Source organism: Cupriavidus basilensis, assembly GCF_008801925.2.
Classification (GTDB): Bacteria; Pseudomonadota; Gammaproteobacteria; order Burkholderiales; family Burkholderiaceae; genus Cupriavidus; species Cupriavidus basilensis.
Window position 1 is genome coordinate 2,986,382 of sequence record NZ_CP062803.1, and the last position, 25,907, is coordinate 3,012,288.

Below are 25,907 nucleotides of genomic sequence, written 5' to 3' on the forward strand. Positions count from 1 at the left end.
CAAAGGGGAAGCCACCCGGCGGCCGCCGGGTTCAGGCGCGACGGAAGACAAGCGTGCCGTTGGTGCCGCCGAATCCGAAATTGTTTTTCACCGCCACGTCGATCTTCAGGTCACGTGCCGTATTGGCCACGTAATCCAGGTCACACTCGGGATCCTGGTTGAAGATGTTGATGGTCGGGGGCGACACCTGGTGGTGCAGCGCCAGCACGGTGAAAACCGACTCAAGCCCGCCCGCGCCACCCAGCAAGTGTCCGGTCATCGACTTGGTCGAGTTGACAGCCAGCTTGTAGGCGTGATCGCCAAAGGCCAGCTTGATTGCTTCGGTCTCGTTTTTGTCACCAAGCGGAGTCGAGGTGCCGTGCGCATTCAGGTAGCCGACTTCATCCGCATTGATGCCAGCATCCCTGAGGGCGTTGGCCATGCAGCGGCGGGGGCCGTCCATATTGGGCGCGGTCATGTGGTAAGCATCACCGCTCATGCCGAAGCCGATCAACTCCGCATAGATCCTAGCGCCACGCGCCTTGGCCGACTCATACTCCTCGAGCATGACCACGCCGGCGCCCTCGCCCAGCACGAAGCCATCGCGATCCTTGTCCCAGGGGCGGGAGGCGGCTGCGGGGTCATCGTTACGGGTCGATAGTGCACGCGCTGCGGCGAAACCGCCAATGCCCAGCGGCGAGACGGTGGATTCAGCGCCACCGGCCAGCATCACGTCGGCGTCTCCCGCCTGGATCAGGCGGGCCGCCAGGCCAATGCTGTGCAGGCCAGTGGTACAAGCCGTGACGGCGGCCAGGTTGGGGCCCTTGAGTCCATGGATAATGGACAGGTGGCCCGAGATCATGTTGATGATCGAGCCAGGCACGAAGAACGGGGAAATCCGGCGCGGGCCACGATTGGTCAGCTCCGCGTGGGTATCCTCGATCATCGGCAGGCCGCCGATGCCCGATCCGACCAGCACGCCAATGCGATCGGCATTGGCTTCGGTCACTTCGTAGCCGCTATCCTTGAGCGCCTGCGAACCCGCTGCGATGCCATAGTGGATAAACGTATCCATATGGCGGGCTTCCTTGGCCGGGATGTAGTCCTCGGCGTTGAATCCCTTGACCTCGCCAGCGAAGTGCACGGCAAGCGCGGAATGATCGAATTTGGTGACGGTGGCAATGCCAGACTTGCCGGCAACCAGGTTGGCCCAGCCTTCGGCAACCGTGTTTCCGACCGGAGACACAAGGCCAAGCCCAGTGACGACGACACGACGACGGCTCACTATGATTTCCTACGGGTACGTGAAGCAAAACCGGATTGGGAATCGATGCCGGCCAACGGCCAGCAACCGGCTGCACCGACACCGGCGCAACGCATCCAATTGTGCTTCTTCGAACAGACGAAAGCCACAGAAAACAACGCAGCGGACCCACGGGCCCACGCGCCTGCCTTCTGTGGCTCGGAATTCAGATACGACAGGCTTAAGCCTTGACGTGTGCGGTGGCGTAATCGATTGCCTGTTGCACGGTCGTGATCTTCTCGGCTTCCTCATCAGGAATTTCCATGCCGAATTCATCTTCCAACGCCATCACCAGCTCAACCGTGTCGAGCGAGTCAGCGCCCAGGTCGTTCACAAACGACGATTCGGTCTTGATGTCTGCCTCGGCCACGCCGAGTTGCTCTGCCACGATTTTCTTGACGCGTTGTTCGATATTGTCCATGTAACCCTCCAGGGAAGTTCGACAAAAAGTGGGCGCATTTTAGCAGGTTTGGGCCATAAAAATGCCCCCCGCCATCTATTGCAAGAACTGCGCCCGATCAGTTTTAAAAATAACCACTTCATACAGCTTCTGCCGGCTTCTCCCTCGAACCCGGCCACTGCACAAGGTGATCAATTCATGTACATGCCACCATTCACATGGAGCGTTGTACCAGTGATGTAGGCCGCCTGCGGACCTGCCAGGAAGGCCACCGCATGTGCGATGTCTTCCGGCTGGCCGAGCCGGCCCAACGGGATCTGCGTCTTCAGTGCCGTATGCTGCTCTTCCGACAAAACCTTGGTCATATCGGTATCGATAAAGCCCGGCGCCACGCAATTGACGGTGACGTTGCGGCTGCCGATCTCGCGCGCAAGCGCGCGGCTCATGCCTTCCACGCCTGCCTTGGCTGCCGCGTAGTTCATCTGACCCGGGTTGCCGGTCGAGCCGACCACCGAGGTGATGTTGATGATACGGCCACCGCGGGCCTTCATCATCGGACGCAGTACGGCGCGCGACAGGCGGAACACCGCCGTCATATTGGTCTCGATCACCGCACTCCAGTCTTCGTCCTTCATGCGCATGGCGAGCTGGTCCTGGGTAATGCCGGCATTGTTCACCAGCACGCCCAGGCTGCCATGCGCCTTGACCAGTTCGTCGATCAGCGCTTCCGACGCCACTGCATCATTGACGTTGAGCACGGCGCCGCGGCCCTTGCCACCGGCTGCCGCCAGGTATTCGCTGATGGCTGCCGCACCCGCCTCGCTGGTGGCAGTACCCACCACCGTGGCGCCCTGGGCGGCCAGTTCCAGTGCGATGGCGCGGCCAATCCCGCGCGACGCGCCGGTTACCAGCGCGACCTGGTTTTCCAGAAATTTTGTCATTGCGTTGGTCCTTGTTTACTTCAGCAGCGCCAGCGTGTCCTGCAGCGAGGCCGGATCGAAGATCGCTCCGCCCACCAGACTGCCGTCGATGCGCTTGGTCATGCCGGCCAGCACCTTGCCGGGGCCGCACTCAATCACATGGGTCACGCCTTCAGCAGCGATCTTCTGCACGCACTCGACCCAGCGCACCGGGGCTGCGGCCTGACGGACCAGCGCGTCCTTGATGGCTTGCGGGTCATTGACGATGGCCACATCGACGTTGTTCACCAGCGGAATCGACGGCGCGGAAAACACCATGCCGGCCATGCGCTCGCGCAGGCGGTCCGATGCGGGCTTGAGCAGCGACGAGTGGAACGGTGCCGACACCGGCAGCGGCAGCGCGCGCTTGGCGCCACGTGCCTTGGCCATTTCGCAGGCCTTCTCCACGGCACCCTTGTTGCCAGCGATCACCACCTGCAATGGAGCATTGAAGTTCACGGCCTCCACCACGCCGGCACCGGTCGCCGACGCTTCAGCGCAAGCGGCGCGCACGTCATCATCGGACAGGCCCAGGATGGCTGCCATGCCGCCCTCTCCAACCGGCACGGCTTCCTGCATGGCTTGTGCGCGAAAGCGCACCAGCGGCACCGCATCAGCAAAGGGGATCACTCCGGCTGCCACCAGCGCGGAATATTCACCCAGGCTGTGCCCCGCCACCACGACCGGAACCGGACCGCCGGCGTCGAGCCAGGCGCGGTAGATGGCCACCGCTGCGGTCAGCATCACCGGTTGCGTGTTGGCGGTGAGGTTCAGGTCCTCGGCCGGGCCTTCGGCGATCAGTTGGCCTAGGTCCTGCCCAAGCGCGGCGGATGCCTCATCCAGCGTGGCACGAACTACCGCGTTGCCGGCAAAGGCGTTGAGCATGCCAACTGCCTGCGAGCCTTGCCCTGGGAATACAAAGGAGAATTTCATCGCAATCGAATCGTAAAGATGAATAGCGCCGGGTCGGCGCAACGGCATGACACCGCCGCGCCGGCCCGAATATTACATGCGCAGCAGTACCGCGCCCCAGGTGAAGCCGCCGCCCACGCCTTCCATCAGCACGTGATGCCCTGCGCCAATGCGGCCATCGCGCACCGCCACGTCGAGCGCCAGCGGGATCGAGGCTGCCGAGGTGTTGCCGTGCTCATGCACCGTAGCCACCATGCGCTCGGCAGGCAGGCCAAGCTTCCTGGCCGTGCTTTGCATGATGCGGATATTGGCCTGGTGCGGGATCAGCCAGTCGACCTTTTCCGCCGGGAACTGCGCGCCCGCGAGTGCTTCGCGCGCGACCTTGTCGAGCACGGTGACCGCTAGCTTGAACACAGCCTGGCCATCCATGTGCAGGAAGGGGTTGCCGGTGATATTGCCGCCCGAGACGTTGCCCGGCACGCACAGGATATCCACATGGCTGCCATCGGAGTGCATCGCCGACGACAGGATGCCGGGTTCCTCGGAGGCGGACAGCACAACTGCGCCGGCACCGTCGCCGAACAGCACGCAGGTGGTGCGGTCGTTGAAGTCCAGGATGCGGGAAAACACTTCCGAGCCAATCACCAGCGCATTGCGATGTGAACCGCTGCGGATGAATTTCTCGGCGGTGGCCAGCGCATAGACAAAGCCCGAGCACACCGCTTGCAGGTCGAACGCCGCGCAGTTGTTGGTGATGCCAAGCTTCTGTTGCACGAGGCAGGCGGTGCTGGGGAAGACGAAATCGGGCGTGGAAGTGGCAACGATGATCAGGTCGATGCTCTGGCGATCGATGCCGGCGGCCTCAAGCGCGCGCTCCGCCGCCTTGACGGCGAGGTCGCTGCTGGTGACATCCGGCTCGGCCCAATGGCGGGCCGAGATGCCACTGCGCGAAAAGATCCATTCGTCGCTGGTCTCGATGCCCTTCTCAGCCAGTTGCGCCGCGATATCTTGGTTAGTGACGCGCCGCGGAGGCAAATAGCTCCCGGTCCCGATGATTTTTGCGTAGCTTGTCATGTAATGTCGGATCGATCGTCTGGCCACGGGTCGTCGCCCGCGGCATCTACATCAAGACCTCAGGCGGCGTGCGGGCTTGGACTGGAATCCTCGGCGCCTGACTGCGGGCCGGTAGCCGGAGTGCTGTTACCTGACTTGTTGGCGAAGGCCTGAATGGTGCGTTCGATCACACCATTCCTGGCCGCATCATACCCGCGTTTGATAGCCCACTCAAAAGCGTGCGCATCGGCGGAACCATGACTTTTGACGACCAGCCCGCGCAGGCCGAGCAGGGAAGCGCCGTTATAGCGCGCCGGGTCCAGGCGCCGGGACAGTCGCTTGAGCACCGGCAAAGCCAGGACCGCCAGCAGCTTGGTAAACCACGACCGCGTGAATTCTTCCTTGATCATGTTGGCGATCATCTTGGCCAACCCTTCGCTGCTCTTTAGCGCGACGTTGCCGACGAAGCCATCGCACACCACGATATCGGTGGTGCCCTTGAAGATGTCGTTGCCTTCCACGTTGCCGTAGAAGTTGAGCTCCGAAGCGCGCAGCAGCTCACCCGCGCGCTTCACGACATCGTTGCCCTTGATCACTTCTTCGCCGATGTTAAGCAGGCCGACGCTCGGGCGCTCCTTGTGATCCACCACGGCAACCATGGCCTCCGCCATGCGCGCGAACTGCAGCAGGTGCTCGGGCTCGCAGTCGGCATTGGCACCGAGGTCGAGCACCGTGGTACCCCAGCCCTGCTCGTTGGGAATGGTGGTTGCGATAGCCGGCCGCTCGATGCCCTCGAGCGTTTTCAGCACATAGCGCGACACGGCCATCAGGGCGCCGGTATTGCCTGCCGAGATGCATGCGCCAGCCAGCCCCTCCTTCACCTGGGTCACCGCCACGCGCATCGAGGAATCCTTCTTCCTGCGCAGCGCCACTTCAACGGGGTCGTCCATGGTGATGACTTCGGACGCGGTCACAATGCGCACGCGCGGATGGTCGAGCGCGTGCAGCTTCTTGAGCTGCGGCTCGATGCTGTCCCGCAAGCCGACCAGCACCACTTCGGCGTCGCTATGGCTTGAGAGAAAACTGATCGCCGCCGGTACGGTCACGGAGACACCGTGATCGCCACCCATGCAGTCGATAGCTAGTTTGATCGTCATTGTTTCCTGGTGCAGAAGCGCTGGTCGGCGTGACTTGGAATCCTGGCTCCCGAGCCGGGCAGGCATGACCCTGACCAGCCGGTGGCAACCCGACGGCACTCCCGGAGCGCTCCACGGCGAGATCTGGCGCCGCCCTTGCCGCCGCGCATGGCATCCAGCCATGCACTCAGCTTGAGCCGGCGGCGCAAATCGGCCCGATGGAAGCCTGCGCTACGGTTTGCGCTGCGAGCGCGCAACAAAAAAGCGGCAACGATTTTGCCGCTTTTTTGTTTTTGACCTACCAACGTGCGCGTACGAGACGCAAAGTCACGCCGAACGATCTGTCAGTCGTTCTTGGTCTTGATGACCTTGCGGCCACGATAGTAGCCGTTCGGGCTCACGTGGTGACGCAGGTGGGTTTCGCCCGTGGTCGGCTCCACTGCCAGCGCTGCCGTGGTCAGGTGGTCGTGCGAGCGATGCATGCCGCGCTTGGAGGGCGACTTCTTGTTCTGTTGAACTGCCATGATGACTCCTTCGAGAATTTTTCAATGGTAACACACGCATCCCGCACGAGGCGTAGCCGGGCCCGGCCGGATGCTGATCCTGGTGCCCTCGAACGTTGCAAGATGCCGGCGAACCGGCTTCAGTGCTTCGTTTTCAGGCCGGCCAGCGCCGCAAAGGGCGAAGGCCGTTTTTCTTCTTCCGGCAGAACCTCTGGTTCAGGTTCCGCCTGTCCGTCCACCCCGGTCACGAGACTTTCGTGCACCGTGGGGCAAACGTCATGCTTGGGCGCCACCGGCAAAGCCAGCAGCACTTCATCTTCAATCAGCGTCAGCAGGTCGAAACGCTTGGAGCCAACAATCACATCGAGCTCGTCGTCATCCATGGGCGCCGCATCGGCATCCGCCTCGCTGGCGACCACCTCGAAGCACATGTCCGTGGCGATCGGCTGCTCGTACACCCGCAGGCAGCGCTGGCAATCCAGCCAGACCCGGCCATTCACGGCCAGATCGATGAACAGGCGCTCCACCGCGGGCTTGCCGGGCTCGCCCGCCTCTTCCTCGACAAAGCCGGAAAGCGCGTAGCTGAACACCTCGTCCGGCGCCGACGCTGGCGCTTGCGCCGCAGTCTCGGCTATGATGCGCGGCAAATCGCGTGCGGCAACTTCGCCGGTGGCGTCGTCGCCAGCGCGGCAAAACGCAAAGAGATCGAGCGCGCGCAGGTCAATCGGCTGGGTCATGTCTTATCGTGCCGTCATGCCGGGAGGCATCCCGGAGGATCGCGGCTTCGACGCATTTTTCTGTATACCTGACATATAACTGGTATACGTACCGTCGAAACGTGACTCGGAAGCCACACAACACCGGAAAAAACACGGTATTGCGCCGGACTTGCTTGGCTAAACGCGAGATTATACGTCGATTCTGCTGCCGCGGTCAAAATTTTGGAAGACGGCCATTCGCCGCTTTCCCTTTTCGCTCAATTACTTATGCCGCAAACTTCCCGCCCCACCCTCATCCTGGGTTCCAGCTCACGTTATCGCCGCGAATTGCTGGAGCGCCTGCGCATTCCTTTCGAGGTGGCCATTCCCGACATCGACGAAACCCCGCAACCAGGCGAAAGCCCCGAAGCCACCGCGCTGCGGCTCTCCCACGCCAAGGCACAGGCCATCGCCGAGCGGCATCCCGGCACCCTGGTCATCGGCTCCGACCAGGTCGCCACGCTGGACGGCAGGCAGATCGGCAAGCCCGGCTCCCATGAAAAGGCCCTGGCGCAATTGCAGTGGATGCGCGGCCGTACCGTCACTTTTCACTCCGCGTTGTGCCTGCTTGACAGTCGTAACGGCGAGGCTCAGTTGGCCGATATCCAGACGCGCGCGACCTTCCGCGACCTTCCCGACCAGGAACTGGATGCCTACCTGCGCATCGAGCGCCCTTATGATGTCGCGGGCAGCGCCAAATCCGAAGGACTGGGGATCGCCCTGCTCTCGCATATGGAGTCCGACGATCCCACCGCGCTGGTAGGCCTGCCTCTGATCGCGCTGACCAATATGCTGCGCCAGGCCGGCTACCCCTTCTTCCAGGACTGAGGGCTTCGCCCACCTTGCATCAAGCCACCAAGCCACAGAAGACAAATGAGAACCCAAGCATGAGCGGCACCCTGTACCTGATCCCCAACACCTTGGGCAAACGCGACGAGTTCGACCCGCTCGCGGATGTCATTCCGGCTGGCGTGCAGCAAATCACGGCCAGCCTGGACTACCTGGTGGCGGAAAATGCCAAGACGGCACGCGCCTTCCTGAAGAAACTCAGTGAAACCTCTCCGCTAGGCAAGCCAATCCAGCAGATCGAGATCCGCGAACTCAACGTCAATACGCGCGAAGGCGAACTGGCCGCCTTGCTGGCACCGATCCGCGAAGGGCGCGACGGCGGCCTGCTGTCGGAAGCCGGCGTACCGGCGGTGGCCGATCCCGGCGCCAACCTGGTGCGCCTGGCTCACACCAAGGGCGTGCGCGTGCGCCCGCTGGTGGGTCCGAGCTCGATTTTGCTGGCCGTGATGGCGTCCGGCCTCAATGGCCAGAGCTTTGCGTTCAACGGCTACCTGCCGGTGGATGCCGGCGAGCGCGCCAAGCGCCTGCGCGAACTGGAGCAGCTATCGCGCAAAGCGCGCCAGACCCAGGTCTGGATCGAGACGCCGTACCGCAACGGCCCCTTGCTGGAGGCCATGCGCCAGCATTGCGCAGGCACCAGCCTGCTGTCGATCGCGGTAGACCTGACCTTGCCAAGCGAGACGATCGTCACGCTGCCCATCTCCGATTGGCGCCCGGAGCGGCTGGCACTGAACAAGCGCCCGGCCATTTTCTCCTTGCTGGCAACCTGAGCGACGGCCGGCAAACGAGTAAGTAAACGAAAAATGGGGCGTTTTCGCCCCATTTTTCTGCCCCGAGTCCGGCTCGGCTGGCTTAATGCATGGCCTGCACGCGCGTGCCGAACAGCATGGTCTTCATCGCCGCCGTGCCCATCGCCGCGCCGAAACGCTTGGCTACCCGCTCCGCAATATTCTCCTTGACGGTGTAGTCGACGATGTCCTCGGCCTTGAAGAGATCCCGCGCCACGTAATCGGCGTTGCCCAGGCCGTCGGCCAAGCCCAGCTCAACGCTGCGCTCGCCGGACCAGAACAAGCCGGAGAACAGGTCCGGATCGTCCTTCAGGCGATCGCCCCGGCCTTCCTTGACCACGTCGATGAACTGCTGGTGGATCTGCTTGAGCATGGTTTCGGCGTATTGCTTCTGCCGCGGCACCTGCGGCGAGAACGGATCGAGCATGCCCTTGTTGGCGCCGGAGGTATAAAGCCGGCGCTCGACGCCCAGCTTGTCCATGAGCCCGGTGAAGCCAAAGCCGTCCATCAGCACGCCGATCGAGCCGACGATGCTAGCCTTGTCGACATAGATCTTGTCGGCCGCCGCCGCCACGTAATAGCCGCCCGAGGCGCAGATCTCCTCCACCACCACGTAGAACGGCTTGGCGGGATAAAGTGTCCGCAGGCGCCGGATCTCGTCATTGATCATGCCGGCCTGTACCGGTGAGCCACCCGGCGAGTTGATCTTGAGGATGATCCCCGCGGCATTGGTATCGGCAAACGCGGCTTGCAGTGCCGCGTTGATCGATTCGGCGCTGGCCGGCGTCCCGGCAGCAATCTCGCCGTCGAGCGACACCATTGCCGTATGGCGACCGCTCGTGGCAATGGTGCCGTCGCCCTTGAAGTCAAAAACGGCAAAGAAAATCAGCGCTAGCAGGGCGAGCCCGGCAAAACGGAAGAAAATCCGCCAGCGCCGCGCCGCGCGCTGCTCGCGCAGCGTCGCCATCAGCACCTTTTCCAGCACATCCCGCTCCCAGCCTGTCCCCGTGGGCACCGGGCCGACATCGCGACCGGCCATGCGCGCCTTGCGCTGGCCGGCTTCTTTCTGCGAAGCAGCATCTCCGGCGCGCAACTCTTGCTCCAGCGGGTAATCAGCCTGCGAGGCGGTTTCCAGCCGGTCATCCCCCGCCCCGGGCGCCCCGGCGCTGGCCGAAGCCACCGGTTCCTGCGCCTTGCCGGATTCGTCCTGCGGCGGTTTTTGCTGTTCAGTCATGCAGTTGGCTCTTGAATATGAATAGATAGGCGGGCCGGGGCACCGGGGCTGCCGGCTGCCCGCTGCCCGCTAGCCCGCGGGTACTTCGTATGGACTTTCCGGCAGCCAGTACACATTGCCGTCGCGCTCTTCGACGCGCAGCTTGGCCAATGAAGCGCCCCGGCAGGGACCGCCCACGCACAAGCCACTGTCCGGCGCATAAACCGCGCCATGTGTCGCGCACATCAAGTATAGGCCCGAGGACTCGAAAAACTGTCCCTCCTGCCAATCGAGCTCCATCGGCACATGCGCGCACTGGTTCAGGTAGCCGTGAACAGCCCCCTCGAAGCGCACGACAAACGCGCTCACGGGGCGCCCACCCACCTCGACCACAAAACGCACCCCGGCGCCGCCGTCAGCCAGATCCTCGGCCGCGCAAAGGTGGCGCTCGCCAGTCATCCTCTGGCCCGTTGCGTCAAGCATGCGCCAGCAACCAGTCTTTCAGGTCGGCGATGGACGACGCGCAATGCAGCGGCGCCATCGCGCGCAGGGCGTCCGCGGGATGCGCGCCGTAGCCTACGCCGATGCCAGCCGCGCCGGCATTAGCCGCCATCTGCAGGTCATGGGTGGTATCACCGATCATCACCGTGCGCTCCATGTCCTGCCCCAGTTCGCGGGTCAGCTCTTGCAGCATGGCCGGGTGAGGCTTGGAAAAGGTCTCGTCGGCGCAACGTGTGCCGTCGAACAGGCGCACGAGGCCAGTTGCTTCCAGGGCGCGCTGCAGGCCGACGCGGGTCTTGCCCGTCGCCACGCCGAGAAAATAATGCTCGGCGCGCAAGGCTTCCAGCATCTCGTGCACCCCGTCGAACAGCACCAGCTCGGCATCGCGGGTCAGGAAGTGGAAACGGTAGCGCTCGGCCAGCCGGGGATAGTCGGCGGGATCGAGCGTCGGCACGGCGTACGACAGCGCGTCCTTGAGTCCCAGCCCGATCACGTGGCTGGCGGCGCTGTCGTCGGGCACCGGCAAGCCGAGGTCGCGGCTGGCCAGCTGGATGCATTTGGCGATGGTCGGGGTGGAATCCATCAGGGTTCCATCCCAGTCGAACACGATCAGGTCGAAGCGTTGCCTGGCCATGAATATCCTTGTTGGCGCCTTAGTCAGCGGCGCGCAGGTTACGGGCTTGCTGCAGGAACGCTTCGCACTCCGGCGGCATGGGCGCAACGACAGTGGTGATTTCTCCACTTATCGGATGCGTAAATGTCAGGCTGTGCGCGTGCAGGAACATGCGCTTGAGCCCGGGATTGGCGCCGCTGCGGGCCAGCGCCTTGTTGAGGGCGTAATCGCCGTACTTTTCGTCACCCAGGATAGGGAAGCCGGAATGCGCCAGATGGACCCGGATCTGGTGGGTCCGCCCAGTCTTCAACTCGGCCTCGAGCAAGGTGTAGCCAGGCATGACCTCGAGCCGGTTGAACACGGTGTGCGAGGCAATGCCATCTTCCTGCACCCGCACGCGGCGCTCGCCCTCCGGGGTGGTGTACTTATATAGGGGGAATTTCACGTGCTGCCGGGCATTCTCGAAATGCCCCGCCACGCAGGCGAAGTAGCGCTTGTCCAGCGCACTGCCGCGCATCTGCTCATGCAGGTTCACCAGCGCCGTACGCTTTTTCGCCAGCACCAGCAGGCCTGAGGTCTCGCGGTCGAGACGGTGCACAAGCTCAAGGAACCTGGCCTGCGGGCGGGCGCGCCGCAATTGCTCGATCACGCCGAATGCCACGCCGGAGCCGCCATGCACGGCCACGCCGGCAGGCTTGTTGATCACCAGCAGGTATTCATCCTCGAAGACCACAGGAAAGCTGGCCGGCGGCACGAACTTGCCGGCATCAGGTGCCGAAGCCGCCACACGCATAGGCGGGATCCGGACCACGTCGCCCAGCTGCAGGCGATACGTGGCATCGACCCGCCCCTTGTTCACACGCACTTCACCCGACCTCAGGATGCGGTAGACATGGCTCTTGGGCACCCCTTTCGAGAGCTTCAGGAGGAAGTTGTCGATACGCTGGCCATCGGCTTCGTCGCCAATCGTTACGTACGCCACCTGGGGCCCGGCCGCGGCGGGCCGCACCTCTTTTTCAATTTGATGGCGTAACTCATTCATTTTCAATATAATTTCCTCGCTGTTCCGGCCAAAGACCGGCAGCGCAAGTCAGGTGTAGGCGATTCGTCGTATTTTACACTTCGGGTTGCCGCCAACCCTGCCAGCCTCCCGCTTCTTTGCGTACCACGCGAGCCCGGGGTTGGTAAATGGCAGCAAAAACGCAGCACGCACGGTATCGCCCGCGCAGGAAGTCGCCCAAAGGCAACTTCGGCGCTGACGGCGGTCACGTGGGAGTAGTGTTCAGGTAGAACAGAATTTGATAGTGGATGCCCACCCGGCATCCACTCTGGTGAGAGAAGTCCCGCCCGCACCGGGAAACGGTGCCGCCGGCATGCTTCCAACGCCGCCTGACTGGTTATACCGGCGCCCGGTCGCAGAACTCCAAGAAGCAGTAGGTGCGCCCGCCAGGAGATGTCAGGAAGCGAAGCAGCATTGCCGTGACGACAAACTTGCTCTTTGACGCGTCTAGCCTTCCGCGGCCGGCCGCGGTGCGATGGCGCCTCTTTGCGCCCGCACCGCCGCCATGCCAGCCGGAAACCCGCTGGGTCGCTGCGCAAAGCAGCACACCGGCGTTCTCTCCGACCATGCGGACGGCGCTTTCGACGTCGTTACCTCTCTTTCACCCGTGCCCAGCCGGCCGCGCTCATTTGCGCGACGGCGCTTTTGGCAATTCTCGCGCCCTCACTCGCTCCCTCGCGTGCTCCACGGAACGAACGCCGCGGGCACCGCATGCCGGTGCAATCCGCGGCATTGAGTGAGGTAATGCGATGAAACGCATGCTTTTCAACGCGACGCAGCAAGAGGAACTGCGCGTCGCCATCGTCGATGGTCAGAAGCTGATCGACATCGACATCGAAGCCGCCGGGCGCGAACAGCGCAAGGGCAACATCTACAAGGGTGTCATCACCCGGATCGAGCCCTCGCTGGAAGCCTGCTTCGTCAACTATGGCGAAGAACGCCATGGTTTCCTGCCCTTCAAGGAAGTCGCACGCGCCTTTTTCAAGGAAGGCGTGGACGTGCGCAACGCCCGCATCCAGGACGCGCTGCATGAAGGCCAGGAACTGATCGTCCAGGTAGAAAAGGAAGAGCGCGGCAACAAGGGCGCTGCGCTGACCACCTTTATCTCGCTGGCCGGCCGTTACCTGGTGCTGATGCCCAACAACCCGCGCGGCGGCGGCGTATCGCGCCGCATCGAGGGCGAGGACCGCCAGGAACTGCGCGAGACCATGGGCCAGCTGGCCGTGCCCGAGGGCATGAGCATCATCGCCCGCACCGCGGGCATCGGCCGCTCGGCCGAAGAACTCCAGTGGGACCTGAACTACCTGCTGCAGCTGTGGAAGGCCATCGACGGCGCCGCTGGCGACAACAAGGCCCCGCTGCTGATCTATCTCGAGTCCAGCCTGGTGATTCGCGCCATCCGCGATTATTTCCAGCCGGATATCGGCGAGATCCTGATCGACACCGACGAAATCTACGAGCAGGCCCGCGCCTTCATGAGCGTGGTCATGCCCGATAACATGAACCGCGTGAAGAAGTACCGGGACGACGTCCCCCTCTTCTCGCGCTTCCAGATCGAACACCAGATCGAGTCGGCTTATTCGCGCATGGTGATGCTGCCCTCGGGTGGCGCCATCGTGATCGACCACACCGAAGCCCTGGTGTCGGTGGACGTGAACTCGGCCCGCGCCACCAAGGGCGCCGACATCGAGGAAACCGCGCTGCGCACCAACCTCGAAGCCGCCGATGAAATCGCCCGCCAGCTGCGCCTGCGCGACCTGGGCGGCCTGATCGTGATCGACTTCATCGACATGGAAGCCAGCAAGGCCCAGAAGGACGTGGAAACGCGCCTGAAGGATGCCCTGCGCCATGACCGTGCCCGTGTCCAGATGGGCAAGATCAGCCGCTTCGGCCTGATGGAGCTGTCGCGCCAGCGACTGCGCCCGTCGCTGTCGGAAGGCTCGCACATCACTTGCCCTCGCTGCAACGGCACCGGCCATATCCGGGATACCGAATCCTCCGCCCTGCAGGTCCTGCGCATCATCCAGGAAGAAGGGATGAAGGAAAACACCGCCGCCATCCACTGCCAGGTGCCTGTGGAAGTGGCCGCGTTCCTGCTCAACGAGAAGCGCCAGGACATCAACCTGATCGAGATGCGCTTCAAGGTCAACGTGCTGCTGATCCCCAACAAGCACCTGGAGACCCCGCACTACAAGCTGGAGCGCCTGCGTCACGACGACCCGCGCCTGGAAGACAGCATGGCCAGCTACAAGATGGCCGAGGCTGCCGCCAAGGAACTGGAAGCCGACACCAGCTACAGCAGCCGCAAGAAGGAAGATGCCAAGCCGCGCCAGGAAGCTGCCGTCAAGGGCATCACCCCGGAACAGCCGGCCCCCGTCTCCGTGCCGCGCGCAGAGCGCGCCCCGCGCCCGGAAGCCGCGGCGGCAGCCGCGCGTCCGGTGCCGGCTACCCAGCCGGTGGTCGGCGGTGGATTTATCGGCTGGCTGAAGAACCTGTTCGGCGCCAAGCCCGCGGCACCCGCCGTCGAGCCGGCCAAGCCGGTTGACGCGGAGCAGCGCAGCGCTGAAAACCGTCGCGAACGCGGCCAACGTGGCGAACGCGGTGAAGGCCGTGGCCAGCGCGGCGAACGCGGTGGCGAGCGTGGCGAGCGTGGCGAGCGTGGCGGCGAACGTGGCGAACGCCAGGGCCGTGGCCAGCGCGGCGAGCGCGCACCCCAGGAACGTGGCGAGCGCACCGAGCGCGCGGACCGCGGCGAACAGCGCACGGAGCGTGGCGAGCGCGTCGAAGCGCGCGGTGAACGTGGCGAACAGCGTGGCGAACAACGCGGCGAGCGCAACAGCCGTGCCCCGCGCCAGGCCGCACTGGAAGTCCAGCCGGCCCGCCAGCCCGAAGGCGCACCGGCCGAGCGTACGGAAGGCCGTGGCGAAGGCCGCCGCGACCGCAACCAGGAACGCCGCGAGCGCCAGCGCGACCGCCAGCGTGAACGAGGCGACGCGCCGCGCGAAGGCGAAGCCACCGAAGGCCTGGCTGCCGAAGCCGTAGCCGCGACCGCCGCAGCTGTCGTGGCAGCGCCGGCCGTAGCCGCAGCGGTTGCCTCGCACGACGACGCCGACAACGCACGCACCGACCTGCCGGAAGGCACGGAAGGCACCGAGAACGGTGAAGGCGAAGAACGCCGCCGCCGCAATCGCCGTGGCCGCAACCGCTATCGCCGCGAACGCGACGACAGCGCCCAGGCAAGCGAAGGCGCGGAAAGCGCTGAAGGCGAGTACACGGCGGAAGTGCGCGAAAGCACCCAGGCCGCCGCCCCGGCTGTGGTCGCCCAAGCGCCTGCGATCGAAGCCGCTGCCGTGCCGGTTGCCGAAAGCGCGCCGAGCGCGCCGGCTTACCAGCCCGCCGAAGCTGCCGTAGTGACGCAACAGCCCGTGGCACTGCCGGCGGAGCCGGTGTTCGTGCAGGCCGCGCCGGTCGCTGCGCCAGTCGTTGCGCCGATCGTCGAACCGGTTGCCGCGCCGGTGGCTGAAACGGTGGTTGAGACGATCGCAGCGAGCCCGGCCGCCTACCAGCCGGCTCCGGCTCCGGTTGTGGCTGAAGCTGTCGTGGAAGCGCCTGCTGTCGTGGCACCTGCCGTTGAAGTGCCGGCCGCTGTCCCGGTGGCAACGGTAGCCCCGGTGGCCCCGGTGGCCCCGGTCGCGGTCGCGGTCGCGGTCGAAAGCCTGCAGCCGATGCTGGCCTCGGCTGGCCTGGAGTGGGTCAACACCGACACCAGCAAGCTGCGCGCTGCGCAGGAAGCGGCTGCCAGCATCCCGCCGGCACCGCGCGTCGTGCGGGAGCGCAAGCCCCTGCCGCCGCTGCCTGAAGGTCCGATGATCCTGGTCGAAACCGGTGTCGATACCGCAGGGACACCGCAGAAGTAAGCGGCACCCTCGCGGGTAGCAAGGAAAGGGACGGCGATGCCGTCCCTTTTTCATGCCTGCGGGCTTTGTTTGCGGGCTTTGTCCCGGGTGATGCCGGCGGTACCATGCCCGGCTCGGCTAGAATGACAAATAGATGGCACCCGAAAGATGGTGCCCGGAACGGGCGATGCTGCCCCATGCAATCGCGCCAGAACCGCCCGTCACCCGCACTGCCACGCCCCCAGGCCATGACCGAATCCGTCATTCCCATTTTCGACCTGCGCGATCATCGCTACCGCTCGATGACGCCAAGCATTCCGGCCGTGCTCGCCGCACCGTCCGGGCTGGTTGCCGACACGCGCGGCCGGCCACTGCATGATCTGCGCATCTCGGTTACGGATCGCTGCAATTTCCGCTGCGTCTACTGCATGCCCAAGGAAGTGTTCGACAAGGACTACACCTTCCTGCCCCATTCCGAGTTGCTGAGCTTCGAGGAAATCGAGCGCGCGGCTCGCCTCTTCGTTGCGCACGGCGTCGAGAAGATCCGCCTCACCGGCGGCGAGCCGCTGCTGCGCAAGAACATCGAAAAACTGGTGGAAATGCTGGCGCGCATCGACACGGTGTCCGGCAAACCACTGGACCTCACCCTTACCACCAACGCCTCGCTGCTCGCACGCAAGGCGCGCGCGCTACGCGATGCAGGCCTGACGCGGGTAAGCGTGAGCCTGGACGCCATCGACGACGCCACCTTCCGCCGCATGAACGATGTCGACTTCGCGGTGCGCGACGTGCTGGACGGCATCGAGACCGCCCAGGCGGCCGGCCTGGCGCCGATCAAGGTCAACATGGTGGTCAAGCGCGGCACCAACGACGGTGAAATCGTGCCGATGGCCGCACATTTCCGCGGCAGCGGCATCATCATGCGCTTTATCGAGTTCATGGACGTGGGCGCGAGCAACCACTGGCAGATGGACGAGGTGCTGCCCTCGGCCGACGTGGTGCGCCGCATCCACGAGGCCTTCCCGCTGGAAGCCATCCCAGCCAACTACAGCGGCGAGACCGCCGAGCGCTGGCGCTACCGCGACGGCGCCGGCGAGATCGGCGTGATCTCCAGCGTGACCCACGCCTTCTGCGGCGACTGCAGCCGCATCCGCCTGTCGACCGAAGGCCGGCTCTACCTGTGCCTGTTCGCCACTGAAGGCTACGACCTGCGCGCGCTGCTGCGCGGCGAGCACAGCGACCTGGAAATCTCGAACGCCATTGCCGGGGTCTGGCAAGGCCGCACCGATCACTACTCCGAGCAGCGCAGCGACCCCGCGGTGCGGCAGGCGCGTGCCGAGAACAAGATCGAGATGTCCTATATCGGCGGCTGACCACAGCCGCCCCGCCCAACCTATCACCCTATCCTCCCATCCCCCGATGATTTCTCGCGAAGACATTACCGGCCTGATCCTGGCTGGCGGCAGGGGCAGCCGCATGGGCGGCACCGACAAGGGCCTGCAGCCGTTTCGCGGCGCGCCCATGGCGATGCATACGCTGATGCGCCTGTCCGCGCAGACCGGCGACATGCTGATCAACGCCAACCGCAACCTGGCCGCGTATGAGTCCTTCGGCGTGCCGGTGGTCACCGATTCGGTGCCGGACTTCGCCGGGCCTCTCGCCGGCATGCTGGCCGGGCTGGAACAATGCCAGACGGGCTGGATGCTGAGCGCCCCCTGCGACTCGCCTTTCCTGCCATCCGACCTGGCCGCGCGCCTGGCGAGCGCGATCGACGCGCAAGGCGCCGAAATGGCCATCCCGGTCACCATCGACGCCGATGGCCGCCGGCAGGTCCAGCCGGTGTTTTGCCTGATGCCGGTCACGGCGCTCGACGGCCTGGTGGCTTTCCTCAACGGCGGCGGGCGCAAGATCGAAACCTGGGCCGCCTCGCACCGCCTGGCCGAAGTGCTGTTCGAAGACGCCGGCGCCTTCGCCAATATCAATACCCTGGATGAGTTGCGCACGCTCGAAGCGCGCTGACAAGCCAGGCCGCTGCCCCGGGAACGGTCCATGCCATCACTACAATCCGTCATTTCCTGCCTGTCCGACTATGACCCCGGTGCATTGCCGGTGGCGCAGGCCAACCAGATCATCGGCGAGGTGGTCGAACCCGTGAGGGGCACCGAACAGGTCGCCCTGCGCACCGCGCTCGACCGCGTGCTGGCCGAAGACGTCGTCTCCAGGCTAGATGTGCCTGCGCACGACAACTCCGCCATGGACGGCTATGCGTTCGCCAGCAGCGAGTTGGCCGTGGGCGGCAACGTGACCCTGGCTGTGGTCGGCAGCGCCTTCGCCGGCGCCGCCTGCGAGCAAGCGGTTGCGCGCGGGCAGGCGGCGCGCATCATGACGGGCGCCATCATGCCGGCCGGCTGCGACACCGTGATCCCACAGGAATTCGTCGACGTCGAGGGCGAGCTGATTCGCTTTGATGCCAAGGCGGTACGAGCCGGCGACAACCGCCGCCTGCGGGGCGAAGACCTCGCCATCGGCCAGCCGGCACTGGCCGCCGGGCGCATCCTGCAGCCGGCCGACCTCGGGCTGCTGGCGTCGCTGGGCGTGGCCGAAGTCAAGGTGAGGCGCCGCCTGCGCGTGGCATTCTTCTCCACCGGCGACGAACTGCGCTCCATTGGCGAGCCGCTCGATGCGGGCTGCGTCTACGACTCAAACCGCTACACGCTGCACGGCATGCTGCGGCGGCTAAACGTGGACCTGATCGACATGGGCGTGGTGCACGATGATCCCGCCGCGCTCGAAGCGGCGTTCCGCAGCGCGTGCGAAAACGCCGATGCGGTCATCACCTCGGGCGGCGTATCGGTGGGCGAAGCCGACTACACCAAGCAGATCATGGCCCAGCTTGGCGATGTGACCTTCTGGAAGATCGCCATGCGCCCCGGCCGACCCATGGCCTTCGGCCGCATCGCTTCCCACGGCCGCGAAGCGCTGCTGTTCGGCCTGCCGGGCAACCCCGTGGCGGTGATGGTGACGTTCTATCATTTCGTGCGGGCTGCCCTGCACCGCCAGATGGGCGCCAAGGTGGCGCCCCTGCCGCTGATGCGCGTGCGCAGTGCCCAGGCTATCCGCAAGAAACCTGGCCGCACCGAGTACCAGCGCGGCATCCTGGCGCCTGCCCCGGAGGGCGGCTGGCAGGTGAGCATCACCGGGCAGCAGGGCTCGGGCGTGCTGCGCTCGATGAGCGAGGCCAATTGCTTCATCGTGCTCGGGCACGAACAGGGCATGGTCGCCGCTGGCGACGAGGTCGAAGTCATGCTGTTCGACGGGCTGATGTAAGCACTGTAAGCGCTGGCGGAAAGCCCGAAACGGTACGCCGGCTGCGCCTTTGTGTCGTTTTTGCGCAGCAGTTTTGCCAGGGTTTAGCAAGCAGATCGGCGGTTTTCCGTACCCCGCGAGTGCCGGACTATGCGCCGCCGCCCCCATTGGATACACTTGCGCAACATTACTTTGCTTACTGCCCAAGCTGTCATGAATCAGGAGATTGCGTACCTCCACCCGGTCAAAACCGCCCGCGCGCTCGTGCTCGTGTACCTGTGCTTTTCGGTACCCATCGTCTCGCTGGGCCTGTTCGTGGCCTTTATCCGCTACGGCGACCTGCCCGGCATCACCGTCTTCACGGCACTGATTCTCAATGCGCTGATCGGTTTCGGCCTGCTCTGGCTCGCCTGCAAGGCCTACAACTGGGTGGCAGCACGTTTCGGCGGCATCGAGGTGACAATCCGCGACTTGTCCTGAAACGGACGGCCACCGGAATGTAAAAAAGCGCATCGAATCGATGCGCTTTTTTTTGCCCAGCGTTCTTTGCCCCTCAACCGCCTGCAGCCTCGTCATCCACCACAGCGGCCAGGCCAAGCAGCTCCTGCGCGTTTTCGCCTGGCAGCGCTTCCACGGTGCGCAGCTTGCGCTCCATCTGGCGCGTACGCACCTCGGCCTGCTCGATGTTGCGGGCAGCGCGTTCCAGCGTGTCGCGGGTCTTGGCCAGCACATCGCCAAACTTGCCGAACTCGGTCTTGACCGCGCCCAGCACCTCCCAGACTTCGCTTGAGCGGCGCTCCAGCGCCAGGGTGCGAAACCCCATCTGCAAACTGTTGAGCAACGCGGCCAGCGTGGTCGGCCCGGCTACCGTGACGCGGAAATTGCGTTGCAGCAGATCGGCCAGCCCCGGGCGCCGCAAGACTTCGGCATACAACCCCTCCGTGGGCAGGAAGAGGATGGCGAAATCCGTGGTCGCCGGCGGCGACACGTATTTCTCGGAGATCGTCTGGGCCTCGCGCTTGATCGCGGCTTCCAGTTCGCGCCCGGCCAGCACCACGCCATCGACATCGCCGCGCTCCTGCGCGTCGAGCAGGCGCTCGTACTGTTCCTTCGGGAACTTGGCATCAATGGGCAGCCACACTTGCCCACCGGCAGCATCCTTGCCCGGCAGGCGAATCGCAAACTCCACGCGCGCACCAGTATTGCGCACCGTCTCCACGTTCTTGGCGTACTGCTCGGCGGTTAGCACCTGCTCCAGCAACATCTCCAGCTGCACTTCGCCCCATGTCCCGCGCGACTTGACGTTGGTCAGCACCCGCTTGAGGTCGCCCACGCCCTGGGCCAGCGCCTGCATTTCGCCAAGGCCCCGGTGCACCTGCTCGAGCCGGTCCGAGACCAGCTTGAAGGACTCGCCCAGCCGCTGCTCCAGCGTGGCGTGCAGCTTCTCGTCGACGGTGCGGCGCATCTCCTCGAGCTTGGCCGCGTTGTTGACCTCGATCTCCTTGAGCCGTTGCTCAAGCGTGGCGCGCACTTCGCCCAGGCGGCGCTCGTTGCCCTCGGACATCTGCGCCAGTTGCTGCTGCAGCCCGTCGCCAAACCGGCGCAGCGCGCTGCCTTGCTCGTCGCGCGCCTGCTGGCCCTGTTGCAGCAGGTTCTGCCGGACCTGCTCGAGCTGCTGGGCGTTGGACTCGGTCAGCTTGGCAAGCTGCTGCGCGAACATGTCGATCTGGTTGTTCTGCAGCGTGGCAATGCTGGTTAGCTGGGAGGACAGAGCCTGCTGGAAACGCATCATCTGCTGGCCGGCTTCGCCACGGCCGACGCGCGCGCTCTCGGTCACCTCGGTGCGCAGCTCACGCTCCAGGCGCTCATTGCCGCGCGCGCCTTCGGCGCGTAGATCGGCTAGCTGGCGTAGCAACTCCGGGCCGGCACCGTCCTGTGCCGCGCGGGGTCGCAGCAGCAACACCACCAGCAGCAGCACGGCTGCCAGTGCAAGGGCCAGGGTCAACAGGGAAATCAACGTCATGAATAGGTTGGCAGGTGTAGGCAGGTGTTGGCAGCGATAGGATCAGCGGCGGCGCGCCATCACTTCGGGATTGATCACGGAAGGCGGCTGCCCTGCCTGCGGCCCCACGCCAAGCGCGGCGATCAGGTTGTCGGCGGCCAGGTCCGCCATGGCGCGGCGGGTCTTCTCCGAGGCGCTGGCGATATGCGGGGTCAGCACCACGTTGGGCACCGTCAGCAGGTCGGGATGCACCTGTGGCTCGCCCTCGAACACATCGAGGCCGGCAGCGAAGATGCGCCGTTCGCGCAGCGCCAGGGCCAGCGCGGCGTCGTCGACCACGCCGCCGCGCGCCAGGTTGACCAGCGTGGCCGACGGCTTCATTTGCGCCAGCTCGGCGGCGCCGATGCTGTGATGGCTCTGCGCGCTATACGGCAGTACCAGCAGCAAATGATCGGACTGTGCCAGCAGTTCGGCCTTGCTGACATAGCGCGCGTTCAGCGCGCGCTCGGTGTCCTCGGGCAAACGGCTGCGGTTGTGATAGAGCACCGACATGCCAAACCCCGCAGCGCGGCGTGCCAGGGCCTGGCCGATGCGGCCCATGCCAAGGATGCCGAGCGTGCTGCGGTACAGGTCCATGCCGAGGAACATGTCGTAGCTCCACCGCTCCCACTTGCCGGCGCGCAGCCAGTGCTCGGACTCCGTCACGCGGCGTGCGGTCGCCATCAGCAAGGCCCAGCCGAAATCGGCCGTGGTCTCCGTCAGTACATCGGGCGTATTGGTGGCCACGATCCCGGCGGCGGTCAGCGCCGGCACATCAAGGTTGTTGTACCCCACCGCCATGTTGCAGACCGCGCGCAAGGCCGGCAGCCCGGCTACCAGGCCGGCATCGATGCGGTCCGCGGCATTGGCCAGCACACCGGCCTTGCCGGCGAGGCGCGCCTTGAGCGCGGCGCCATCCAGCGCCACGTCCGGCTGGTTGTCGTCGACGTCGAAGTACTGCGCGAGCCGGTCGATCACTTCGGGAAAGACGGCGCGGGTCACGAGAACGGAAGGCTTGGTCATGCTCACTCTCACACGCGGAAGAAGATAAAGGTCATCACCAGGAACAGCGGCACCAGCACGCAGATCGACCACAGCATGTAGCCGAAGAAGCTGGGCATGCGCACGCCGCGGCTTTCGGCAATCGCCTTGACCATCAGGTTGGGCGCGTTGCCGATATAGGTATTGGCGCCCATGAACACGGCACCGGCCGAGATGGCCGCGAGCGTTGAGGCATCGCGCGTCATCAGCGTAGCGGGATCGCCGCCCGCGGTGTTGAAGAACACCAGGTAGGTCGGCGCATTGTCCAGGAAAGACGAAAGAATGCCCGTGGCCCAGAAATACATGCTGTCGATGGGCTGGCCGCCGCTATCGCTGACCATGCGGATCACGCCGGCGAAGGCGCCGTCGGTACCGGCCTTGAGCATGGCGATCACGGGAATGATGGTGAGGAAGATGCCGGCGAACAGCTTGCCGACTTCCAGGATCGGCTCCCAGTTGAATTCGTTGCCCGTGCGCGCCGTGCCCGGCGTGATCACAAGGGAGACGAGCGCCACTACCACCAGCAGCACATCGCGCACCGCCGCCGGCAGGCCGACCATGGTGCCCATCACGTTGAACTCTATGCCGGGCTTCCACAGCCCGCTCATCAGCACCAGGCCCACCACCGCCAGCAGCAGCACGAAATTACGCTTGCCTTCGATACGGATGCCTGCGGAATCGGGCGTGGGGTCCGCCGCCTGCGGCAGCTCTTCTTCCTTGTTCAGGTAGTAGTGGCGATCGACGAAATAGAAAATCACCAGTAGAGCGATGCAGATGAACAGCGTCTCGGGCAGGATGTTGCGCAGGGTCCAGAAAAAATCCACGCCTTTCAGGAAACCCAGGAACAGCGGCGGATCGCCCAGCGGCGTCAGCGCACCACCCGCATTGGCCGCCAGGAAAATAAAGAACACCACCACGTGCGCCACATGCCTGCGGTTGTCGTTGGCGCGCAGCAGCGGCCGGATCAGCAGCATGGCGGCGCCGGTGGTGCCCATCAGGCTGGCCAGCACCGTGCCGAGTGCAAGCAGGCCGGTATTCAGGCGCGGCGTGCCATGCAGGTTGCCACGCACGCAGATGCCGCCGGCCACGATATAGAGCGCGGCGATCAGCGCGATAAAGGGGATGTACTCCGAGAGCAGCGCGTGCACGGCATTGGCGGCGGCGGCATGCATGCCGAAAGTCTGCGCGAACGGTACCAGGAACAGCACCGCCCAGGCTGCGATGATCTTGCCGTAGTGGTGATGCCAGAAGCGCGGTGCGATCAACGGGAACAGCGCGATCGACAGCAATGTGCCGGCGAAGGGCAACGCCCACATTGGCGACAGCGTGGCGCCATCGAGATCGGCAGCATGGGCCAGGCTCGGCGCCAGCGTGAACAGCAGGGTGAACAACAGCGGGGCCAGCAGGGACAGCAGTGCGGGGGCACGTCGCATCGGGCGGGATCTCCTTGTATCGGATTGCGTCACCCGGGCCTGATGGCGGCCGCGAGCGGAGAAAGCGCACGAGCCCGAGTGGCCCGGCAAGCGGGCCGCAGGCGCGCGGCGAGACCCTCAAGTGTAAAGCAATCGCCGCGCGGCTCCACCAATTCCGGACGCCCCGGACTGCCGCGCTCAGTCCTGCTCGACGAGGATCACGTGCACGCGGTATGGGCCGTGCGCGCCGAGCACGATGGTCTGCTCGATATCGCCGGTGCGCGAGGGCCCGCTGATGGTATTGGTGGCACGGGGCAGTTCCCCGCGCTCGCTGCGCACCAGCGCGAAGGCGTCTTCCAGGCCATCGACGATGCGCGAGACCGGCACCACCGCGATATGCGTCTCCGGCAACAGCGCCGCCGAAGCGAAGGTCTGCGGGCCGGACAGCAGCATCAGCGAGCCGGTTTCGGCGATCGCGCAAAAGCAGCCCGTGATGCCGACCATGTCGCCATGGTCGTGATCGGCCTGCGCATCGCGGATGGGCGGGCGGCACTCCACGGCCAAGCCCTGCCCTTGCCAGTCCAGTGCCGCCAGGGTGTCCCAGGCCACGGCGCGGCGCGCCAGGCCAAGGCTGTCCAGGTAGCGCGCGGCCGCGGCCGGCACATCTGCCATCGTGGCCACCCGCTCCACCGTGGAGGCCATTTTCTGCGCCTGCTCATGGAAGGCCTGGATCCGGTCCACCGGCGCAGGCGGGCGGGGCCCGGCGGGATGGCGCGCGAGATAGTCGGCCACCGCCGCACGCTCGCCATTGCTCACCCCGGGCGCGCGGCCCTGGGCGGCGCGGATGCGGGCAAAGATGCGATCGCGGGCAGAGGTGGTGTCCATGAGTCGATTTCCGGAGGTTAGTGGGCTGTTGGCTTAGTGGATCTGGAGGCTGCGGCGACGGTGCGCTTGCATCGAACTCGAACCCTACGCCGGCGCCTTGATGCCGAACACCTGCCGCAGGTAAGCCAGGTAGGCGGGATCGTCGCACATGGTCTTTTCGGGCGTGTCCGACAACTTGGCCACTGGCTGGCCATTGCAGCGGGTCATCTTGATGACAATCTGCAGCGGCGTGTAGCCAAGATCGTTGGTCAGGTTGGTGCCCACGCCAAAGGCAAGCCGGCAGCGCCCGCCAAAGCGCTCGTAAAGCTCGATCACGCGCGGGATATCGAGGCTGTCGCTGAAGATCAGCGTCTTGCCCAGCGGGTCGACGCGGCTGGCGGCGTAGTGCGCCAGCATGCGTTCACCCCAGGCGATGGGGTCGCCGGAATCGTGCCGCACGCCGTCGAACAGCTTGCAGAAGTACAGGTCGAAATCGCGCAGGAACGCGTCAAAGCCATACGTGTCGGACAAGGCAATGCCGAGGTCGCCGCGGTATTCCTTGGCCCAGACTTCCAGCGCGAACACCTGCGAGTCGCGCAGCCGCGGCCCCAGGGCCTGGCAGGCCTGCAGGTATTCATGCGCCATGGTGCCGAGCGGAACCAGGTTATGCGTGCGCGCGAAATGCACATTGCTGGTGCCGGCCAGTTGCGGGCCGAGTACCCGGCGCATGGTCCGCAACACCTCCTCCTGCCAGTCGCGCGAAAAGCGGCGACGCGAGCCGTAGTCGGCAATCACGCAGTCCGCGTGGGCTGGCATCTTCAGCAAGGCCAGTTTGTCTTCCAGGCGCTTGCGCCCCTCGCTCCAGTCAGGTTGCGGTTGGGTGCGGCGGAAATAGACTTCGTTGACGATGGCCAGCAACGGCACCTCGAACAGGATGGTATGCAGCCACGGCCCGCGAATGGTGATCTCGATCTCGCCGCTGCCGGGAGCAGCCGGCGCGATCGTCACGTATTTCTCGTTGAGGTGGAACAGGCCGAGGAAGTCGACGAAATCGCTCTTGATAAAGCGTAGCTCGCGCAGGTATTGCAGCTCGTCCGGCGTAAAGCGGACCTGGCAGAGCTGCGCCACCTCTTCGCGGATCTCGTCCACGTAGGGCGTCAGATCGACCCCCGCGTTACGGCATTTGAAGCGGTATTCGACCTGTGCCGCCGGGAAGTGATGCAGCACCACCTGCATCATGGTGAACTTGTACAGGTCGGTGTCGAGCAATGAGGTAATGATCATGTCGGGCCAAACGGCAGTGCCGGGTCAGAGCGCCAT

24 protein-coding genes are annotated in these 25,907 nt (G+C 64.9%); 7 read left to right on the forward strand and 17 right to left on the reverse strand.

What is annotated here, in order from left to right:
• Window positions 1-31 precede the first annotated feature (31 nt).
• The 8 genes from fabF to F7R26_RS13805 all read right to left on the reverse strand — a co-directional run bounded on the left by fabF (window position 32) and on the right by F7R26_RS13805 (window position 6,982).
• On the reverse strand, window positions 32-1,264 hold the full coding sequence (gene fabF / locus F7R26_RS13770; RefSeq protein WP_043347879.1) for a beta-ketoacyl-ACP synthase II: 1,233 nt from the start codon (window positions 1,262-1,264) through the stop codon (window positions 32-34).
• Between the two features lie 199 nt (window positions 1,265-1,463).
• Window positions 1,464-1,703 (reverse strand): acyl carrier protein, encoded by a 240-nt coding sequence (gene acpP / locus F7R26_RS13775; protein WP_009522116.1) that lies wholly within the window; start codon window positions 1,701-1,703, stop codon window positions 1,464-1,466.
• Window positions 1,704-1,873: 170 nt separating this feature from the next.
• Window positions 1,874-2,623, reverse strand: a complete 750-nt coding sequence (gene fabG, locus F7R26_RS13780) for a 3-oxoacyl-ACP reductase FabG (protein ID WP_150983158.1) — start codon at window positions 2,621-2,623, stop codon at window positions 1,874-1,876.
• Window positions 2,624-2,638: 15 nt separating this feature from the next.
• Window positions 2,639-3,574, reverse strand: a complete 936-nt coding sequence (fabD, locus tag F7R26_RS13785) for an ACP S-malonyltransferase (protein WP_150983157.1) — start codon at window positions 3,572-3,574, stop codon at window positions 2,639-2,641.
• Between the two features lie 72 nt (window positions 3,575-3,646).
• Window positions 3,647-4,627, reverse strand: coding sequence for a beta-ketoacyl-ACP synthase III (locus F7R26_RS13790; RefSeq protein ID WP_150983156.1), 981 nt, complete (start codon window positions 4,625-4,627; stop codon window positions 3,647-3,649).
• Window positions 4,628-4,686: 59 nt separating this feature from the next.
• Window positions 4,687-5,763 (reverse strand): phosphate acyltransferase PlsX, encoded by a 1,077-nt coding sequence (gene plsX, locus F7R26_RS13795; RefSeq protein ID WP_150983155.1) that lies wholly within the window; start codon window positions 5,761-5,763, stop codon window positions 4,687-4,689.
• Between the two features lie 323 nt (window positions 5,764-6,086).
• A complete protein-coding gene (gene rpmF / locus F7R26_RS13800; protein ID WP_006158597.1) occupies window positions 6,087-6,266 on the reverse strand; it encodes a 50S ribosomal protein L32 in 180 nt (59 codons plus the stop codon).
• A 119-nt stretch (window positions 6,267-6,385) separates the two neighbouring features.
• The gene (locus tag F7R26_RS13805; protein ID WP_150983154.1) at window positions 6,386-6,982 is read right to left on the reverse strand and encodes a DUF177 domain-containing protein; all 597 of its coding nucleotides are present in this window, start codon (window positions 6,980-6,982) and stop codon (window positions 6,386-6,388) included.
• Between the two features lie 249 nt (window positions 6,983-7,231).
• Between F7R26_RS13805 and F7R26_RS13810 the strand changes: the two genes are divergently transcribed.
• Window positions 7,232-7,831 carry a Maf-like protein gene (locus F7R26_RS13810; RefSeq protein WP_043347904.1) on the forward strand — a complete coding sequence of 200 codons (600 nt, stop codon included), beginning with the start codon at window positions 7,232-7,234 and terminating at the stop codon, window positions 7,829-7,831.
• 59 nt (window positions 7,832-7,890) lie between these two features.
• The gene (locus F7R26_RS13815; protein WP_150983153.1) at window positions 7,891-8,622 is read left to right on the forward strand and encodes an SAM-dependent methyltransferase; all 732 of its coding nucleotides are present in this window, start codon (window positions 7,891-7,893) and stop codon (window positions 8,620-8,622) included.
• An 82-nt stretch (window positions 8,623-8,704) separates the two neighbouring features.
• Here F7R26_RS13815 and F7R26_RS13820 read toward each other — a convergent pair whose 3' ends face one another.
• The 4 genes from F7R26_RS13820 to F7R26_RS13835 form a co-directional block, all read right to left on the reverse strand.
• On the reverse strand, window positions 8,705-9,874 hold the full coding sequence (locus tag F7R26_RS13820) for a S49 family peptidase (protein ID WP_150983152.1): 1,170 nt from the start codon (window positions 9,872-9,874) through the stop codon (window positions 8,705-8,707).
• A gap of 69 nt (window positions 9,875-9,943) precedes the next feature.
• A complete protein-coding gene (locus F7R26_RS13825; RefSeq protein ID WP_150983151.1) occupies window positions 9,944-10,336 on the reverse strand; it encodes a Rieske (2Fe-2S) protein in 393 nt (130 codons plus the stop codon).
• Window positions 10,329-10,988: an HAD-IA family hydrolase gene (locus F7R26_RS13830; RefSeq protein ID WP_150983150.1), complete on the reverse strand. Its 660-nt coding sequence runs from the start codon at window positions 10,986-10,988 to the stop codon at window positions 10,329-10,331. Before F7R26_RS13830 ends, F7R26_RS13825 begins: the two co-directional genes overlap by 8 nt.
• A 19-nt stretch (window positions 10,989-11,007) precedes the next feature.
• A complete protein-coding gene (locus F7R26_RS13835; RefSeq protein ID WP_150983149.1) occupies window positions 11,008-12,009 on the reverse strand; it encodes an RluA family pseudouridine synthase in 1,002 nt (333 codons plus the stop codon).
• Between the two features lie 767 nt (window positions 12,010-12,776).
• Here F7R26_RS13835 and F7R26_RS13840 point away from each other — a divergent pair.
• The 5 genes from F7R26_RS13840 (at window position 12,777) to F7R26_RS13860 (ending at window position 19,709) form a co-directional block, all read left to right on the forward strand.
• Entirely contained in the window at window positions 12,777-15,944 is a 3,168-nt protein-coding gene (locus F7R26_RS13840) for an Rne/Rng family ribonuclease (protein ID WP_150983148.1), read from the forward strand.
• 227 nt (window positions 15,945-16,171) lie between these two features.
• Window positions 16,172-17,296 carry a GTP 3',8-cyclase MoaA gene (moaA, locus tag F7R26_RS13845; protein ID WP_150983147.1) on the forward strand — a complete coding sequence of 375 codons (1,125 nt, stop codon included), beginning with the start codon at window positions 16,172-16,174 and terminating at the stop codon, window positions 17,294-17,296.
• Window positions 17,297-17,342: 46 nt separating this feature from the next.
• Window positions 17,343-17,942, forward strand: a complete 600-nt coding sequence (gene mobA, locus F7R26_RS13850) for a molybdenum cofactor guanylyltransferase MobA (protein ID WP_150983146.1) — start codon at window positions 17,343-17,345, stop codon at window positions 17,940-17,942.
• A gap of 30 nt (window positions 17,943-17,972) precedes the next feature.
• Window positions 17,973-19,250, forward strand: a complete 1,278-nt coding sequence (moeA, locus tag F7R26_RS13855) for a molybdopterin molybdotransferase MoeA (RefSeq protein ID WP_150983145.1) — start codon at window positions 17,973-17,975, stop codon at window positions 19,248-19,250.
• A gap of 192 nt (window positions 19,251-19,442) precedes the next feature.
• On the forward strand, window positions 19,443-19,709 hold the full coding sequence (locus F7R26_RS13860) for a hypothetical protein (protein ID WP_006158586.1): 267 nt from the start codon (window positions 19,443-19,445) through the stop codon (window positions 19,707-19,709).
• 73 nt (window positions 19,710-19,782) lie between these two features.
• Here the strand turns inward: F7R26_RS13860 and F7R26_RS13865 are convergent, their stop codons facing one another.
• The 5 genes from F7R26_RS13865 to pncB form a co-directional block, all read right to left on the reverse strand.
• Entirely contained in the window at window positions 19,783-21,252 is a 1,470-nt protein-coding gene (locus F7R26_RS13865; RefSeq protein WP_150983144.1) for a DNA recombination protein RmuC, read from the reverse strand.
• Window positions 21,253-21,294: 42 nt separating this feature from the next.
• On the reverse strand, window positions 21,295-22,293 hold the full coding sequence (locus tag F7R26_RS13870) for a 2-hydroxyacid dehydrogenase (RefSeq protein WP_150983143.1): 999 nt from the start codon (window positions 22,291-22,293) through the stop codon (window positions 21,295-21,297).
• 8 nt (window positions 22,294-22,301) lie between these two features.
• Entirely contained in the window at window positions 22,302-23,744 is a 1,443-nt protein-coding gene (locus tag F7R26_RS13875; protein WP_193692071.1) for a sodium:proton antiporter, read from the reverse strand.
• A 177-nt stretch (window positions 23,745-23,921) separates the two neighbouring features.
• Window positions 23,922-24,608 (reverse strand): LutC/YkgG family protein, encoded by a 687-nt coding sequence (locus F7R26_RS13880; RefSeq protein WP_150983142.1) that lies wholly within the window; start codon window positions 24,606-24,608, stop codon window positions 23,922-23,924.
• A gap of 84 nt (window positions 24,609-24,692) precedes the next feature.
• On the reverse strand, window positions 24,693-25,871 hold the full coding sequence (pncB, locus tag F7R26_RS13885; RefSeq protein WP_150983141.1) for a nicotinate phosphoribosyltransferase: 1,179 nt from the start codon (window positions 25,869-25,871) through the stop codon (window positions 24,693-24,695).
• Window positions 25,872-25,907: the final 36 nt, after the last annotated feature.

Bases quoted from the DNA above. Each gene is read 5' to 3' on its own strand.
- acpP (WP_009522116.1), bottom strand. From the start codon at position 1,703: ATGGACAATATCGAACAACGCGTCAAGAAAATCGTGGCAGAGCAACTC.
- fabG (WP_150983158.1), bottom strand. From the start codon at position 2,623: ATGACAAAATTTCTGGAAAACCAGGTCGCGCTGGTAACCGGCGCGTCG.
- fabD (WP_150983157.1), bottom strand. From the start codon at position 3,574: ATGAAATTCTCCTTTGTATTCCCAGGGCAAGGCTCGCAGGCAGTTGGC.
- F7R26_RS13790 (WP_150983156.1), bottom strand. From the start codon at position 4,627: ATGACAAGCTACGCAAAAATCATCGGGACCGGGAGCTATTTGCCTCCG.
- plsX (WP_150983155.1), bottom strand. From the start codon at position 5,763: ATGACGATCAAACTAGCTATCGACTGCATGGGTGGCGATCACGGTGTC.
- rpmF (WP_006158597.1), bottom strand. From the start codon at position 6,266: ATGGCAGTTCAACAGAACAAGAAGTCGCCCTCCAAGCGCGGCATGCAT.
- F7R26_RS13805 (WP_150983154.1), bottom strand. From the start codon at position 6,982: ATGACCCAGCCGATTGACCTGCGCGCGCTCGATCTCTTTGCGTTTTGC.
- F7R26_RS13810 (WP_043347904.1), top strand. From the start codon at position 7,232: ATGCCGCAAACTTCCCGCCCCACCCTCATCCTGGGTTCCAGCTCACGT.
- F7R26_RS13815 (WP_150983153.1), top strand. From the start codon at position 7,891: ATGAGCGGCACCCTGTACCTGATCCCCAACACCTTGGGCAAACGCGAC.
- F7R26_RS13820 (WP_150983152.1), bottom strand. From the start codon at position 9,874: ATGACTGAACAGCAAAAACCGCCGCAGGACGAATCCGGCAAGGCGCAG.
- F7R26_RS13825 (WP_150983151.1), bottom strand. From the start codon at position 10,336: ATGCTTGACGCAACGGGCCAGAGGATGACTGGCGAGCGCCACCTTTGC.
- F7R26_RS13830 (WP_150983150.1), bottom strand. From the start codon at position 10,988: ATGGCCAGGCAACGCTTCGACCTGATCGTGTTCGACTGGGATGGAACC.
- F7R26_RS13835 (WP_150983149.1), bottom strand. From the start codon at position 12,009: ATGAATGAGTTACGCCATCAAATTGAAAAAGAGGTGCGGCCCGCCGCG.
- F7R26_RS13840 (WP_150983148.1), top strand. From the start codon at position 12,777: ATGAAACGCATGCTTTTCAACGCGACGCAGCAAGAGGAACTGCGCGTC.
- moaA (WP_150983147.1), top strand. From the start codon at position 16,172: ATGACCGAATCCGTCATTCCCATTTTCGACCTGCGCGATCATCGCTAC.
- mobA (WP_150983146.1), top strand. From the start codon at position 17,343: ATGATTTCTCGCGAAGACATTACCGGCCTGATCCTGGCTGGCGGCAGG.
- moeA (WP_150983145.1), top strand. From the start codon at position 17,973: ATGCCATCACTACAATCCGTCATTTCCTGCCTGTCCGACTATGACCCC.
- F7R26_RS13860 (WP_006158586.1), top strand. From the start codon at position 19,443: ATGAATCAGGAGATTGCGTACCTCCACCCGGTCAAAACCGCCCGCGCG.
- F7R26_RS13865 (WP_150983144.1), bottom strand. From the start codon at position 21,252: ATGACGTTGATTTCCCTGTTGACCCTGGCCCTTGCACTGGCAGCCGTG.
- F7R26_RS13870 (WP_150983143.1), bottom strand. From the start codon at position 22,293: ATGACCAAGCCTTCCGTTCTCGTGACCCGCGCCGTCTTTCCCGAAGTG.
- F7R26_RS13875 (WP_193692071.1), bottom strand. From the start codon at position 23,744: ATGCGACGTGCCCCCGCACTGCTGTCCCTGCTGGCCCCGCTGTTGTTC.
- F7R26_RS13880 (WP_150983142.1), bottom strand. From the start codon at position 24,608: ATGGACACCACCTCTGCCCGCGATCGCATCTTTGCCCGCATCCGCGCC.
- pncB (WP_150983141.1), bottom strand. From the start codon at position 25,871: ATGATCATTACCTCATTGCTCGACACCGACCTGTACAAGTTCACCATG.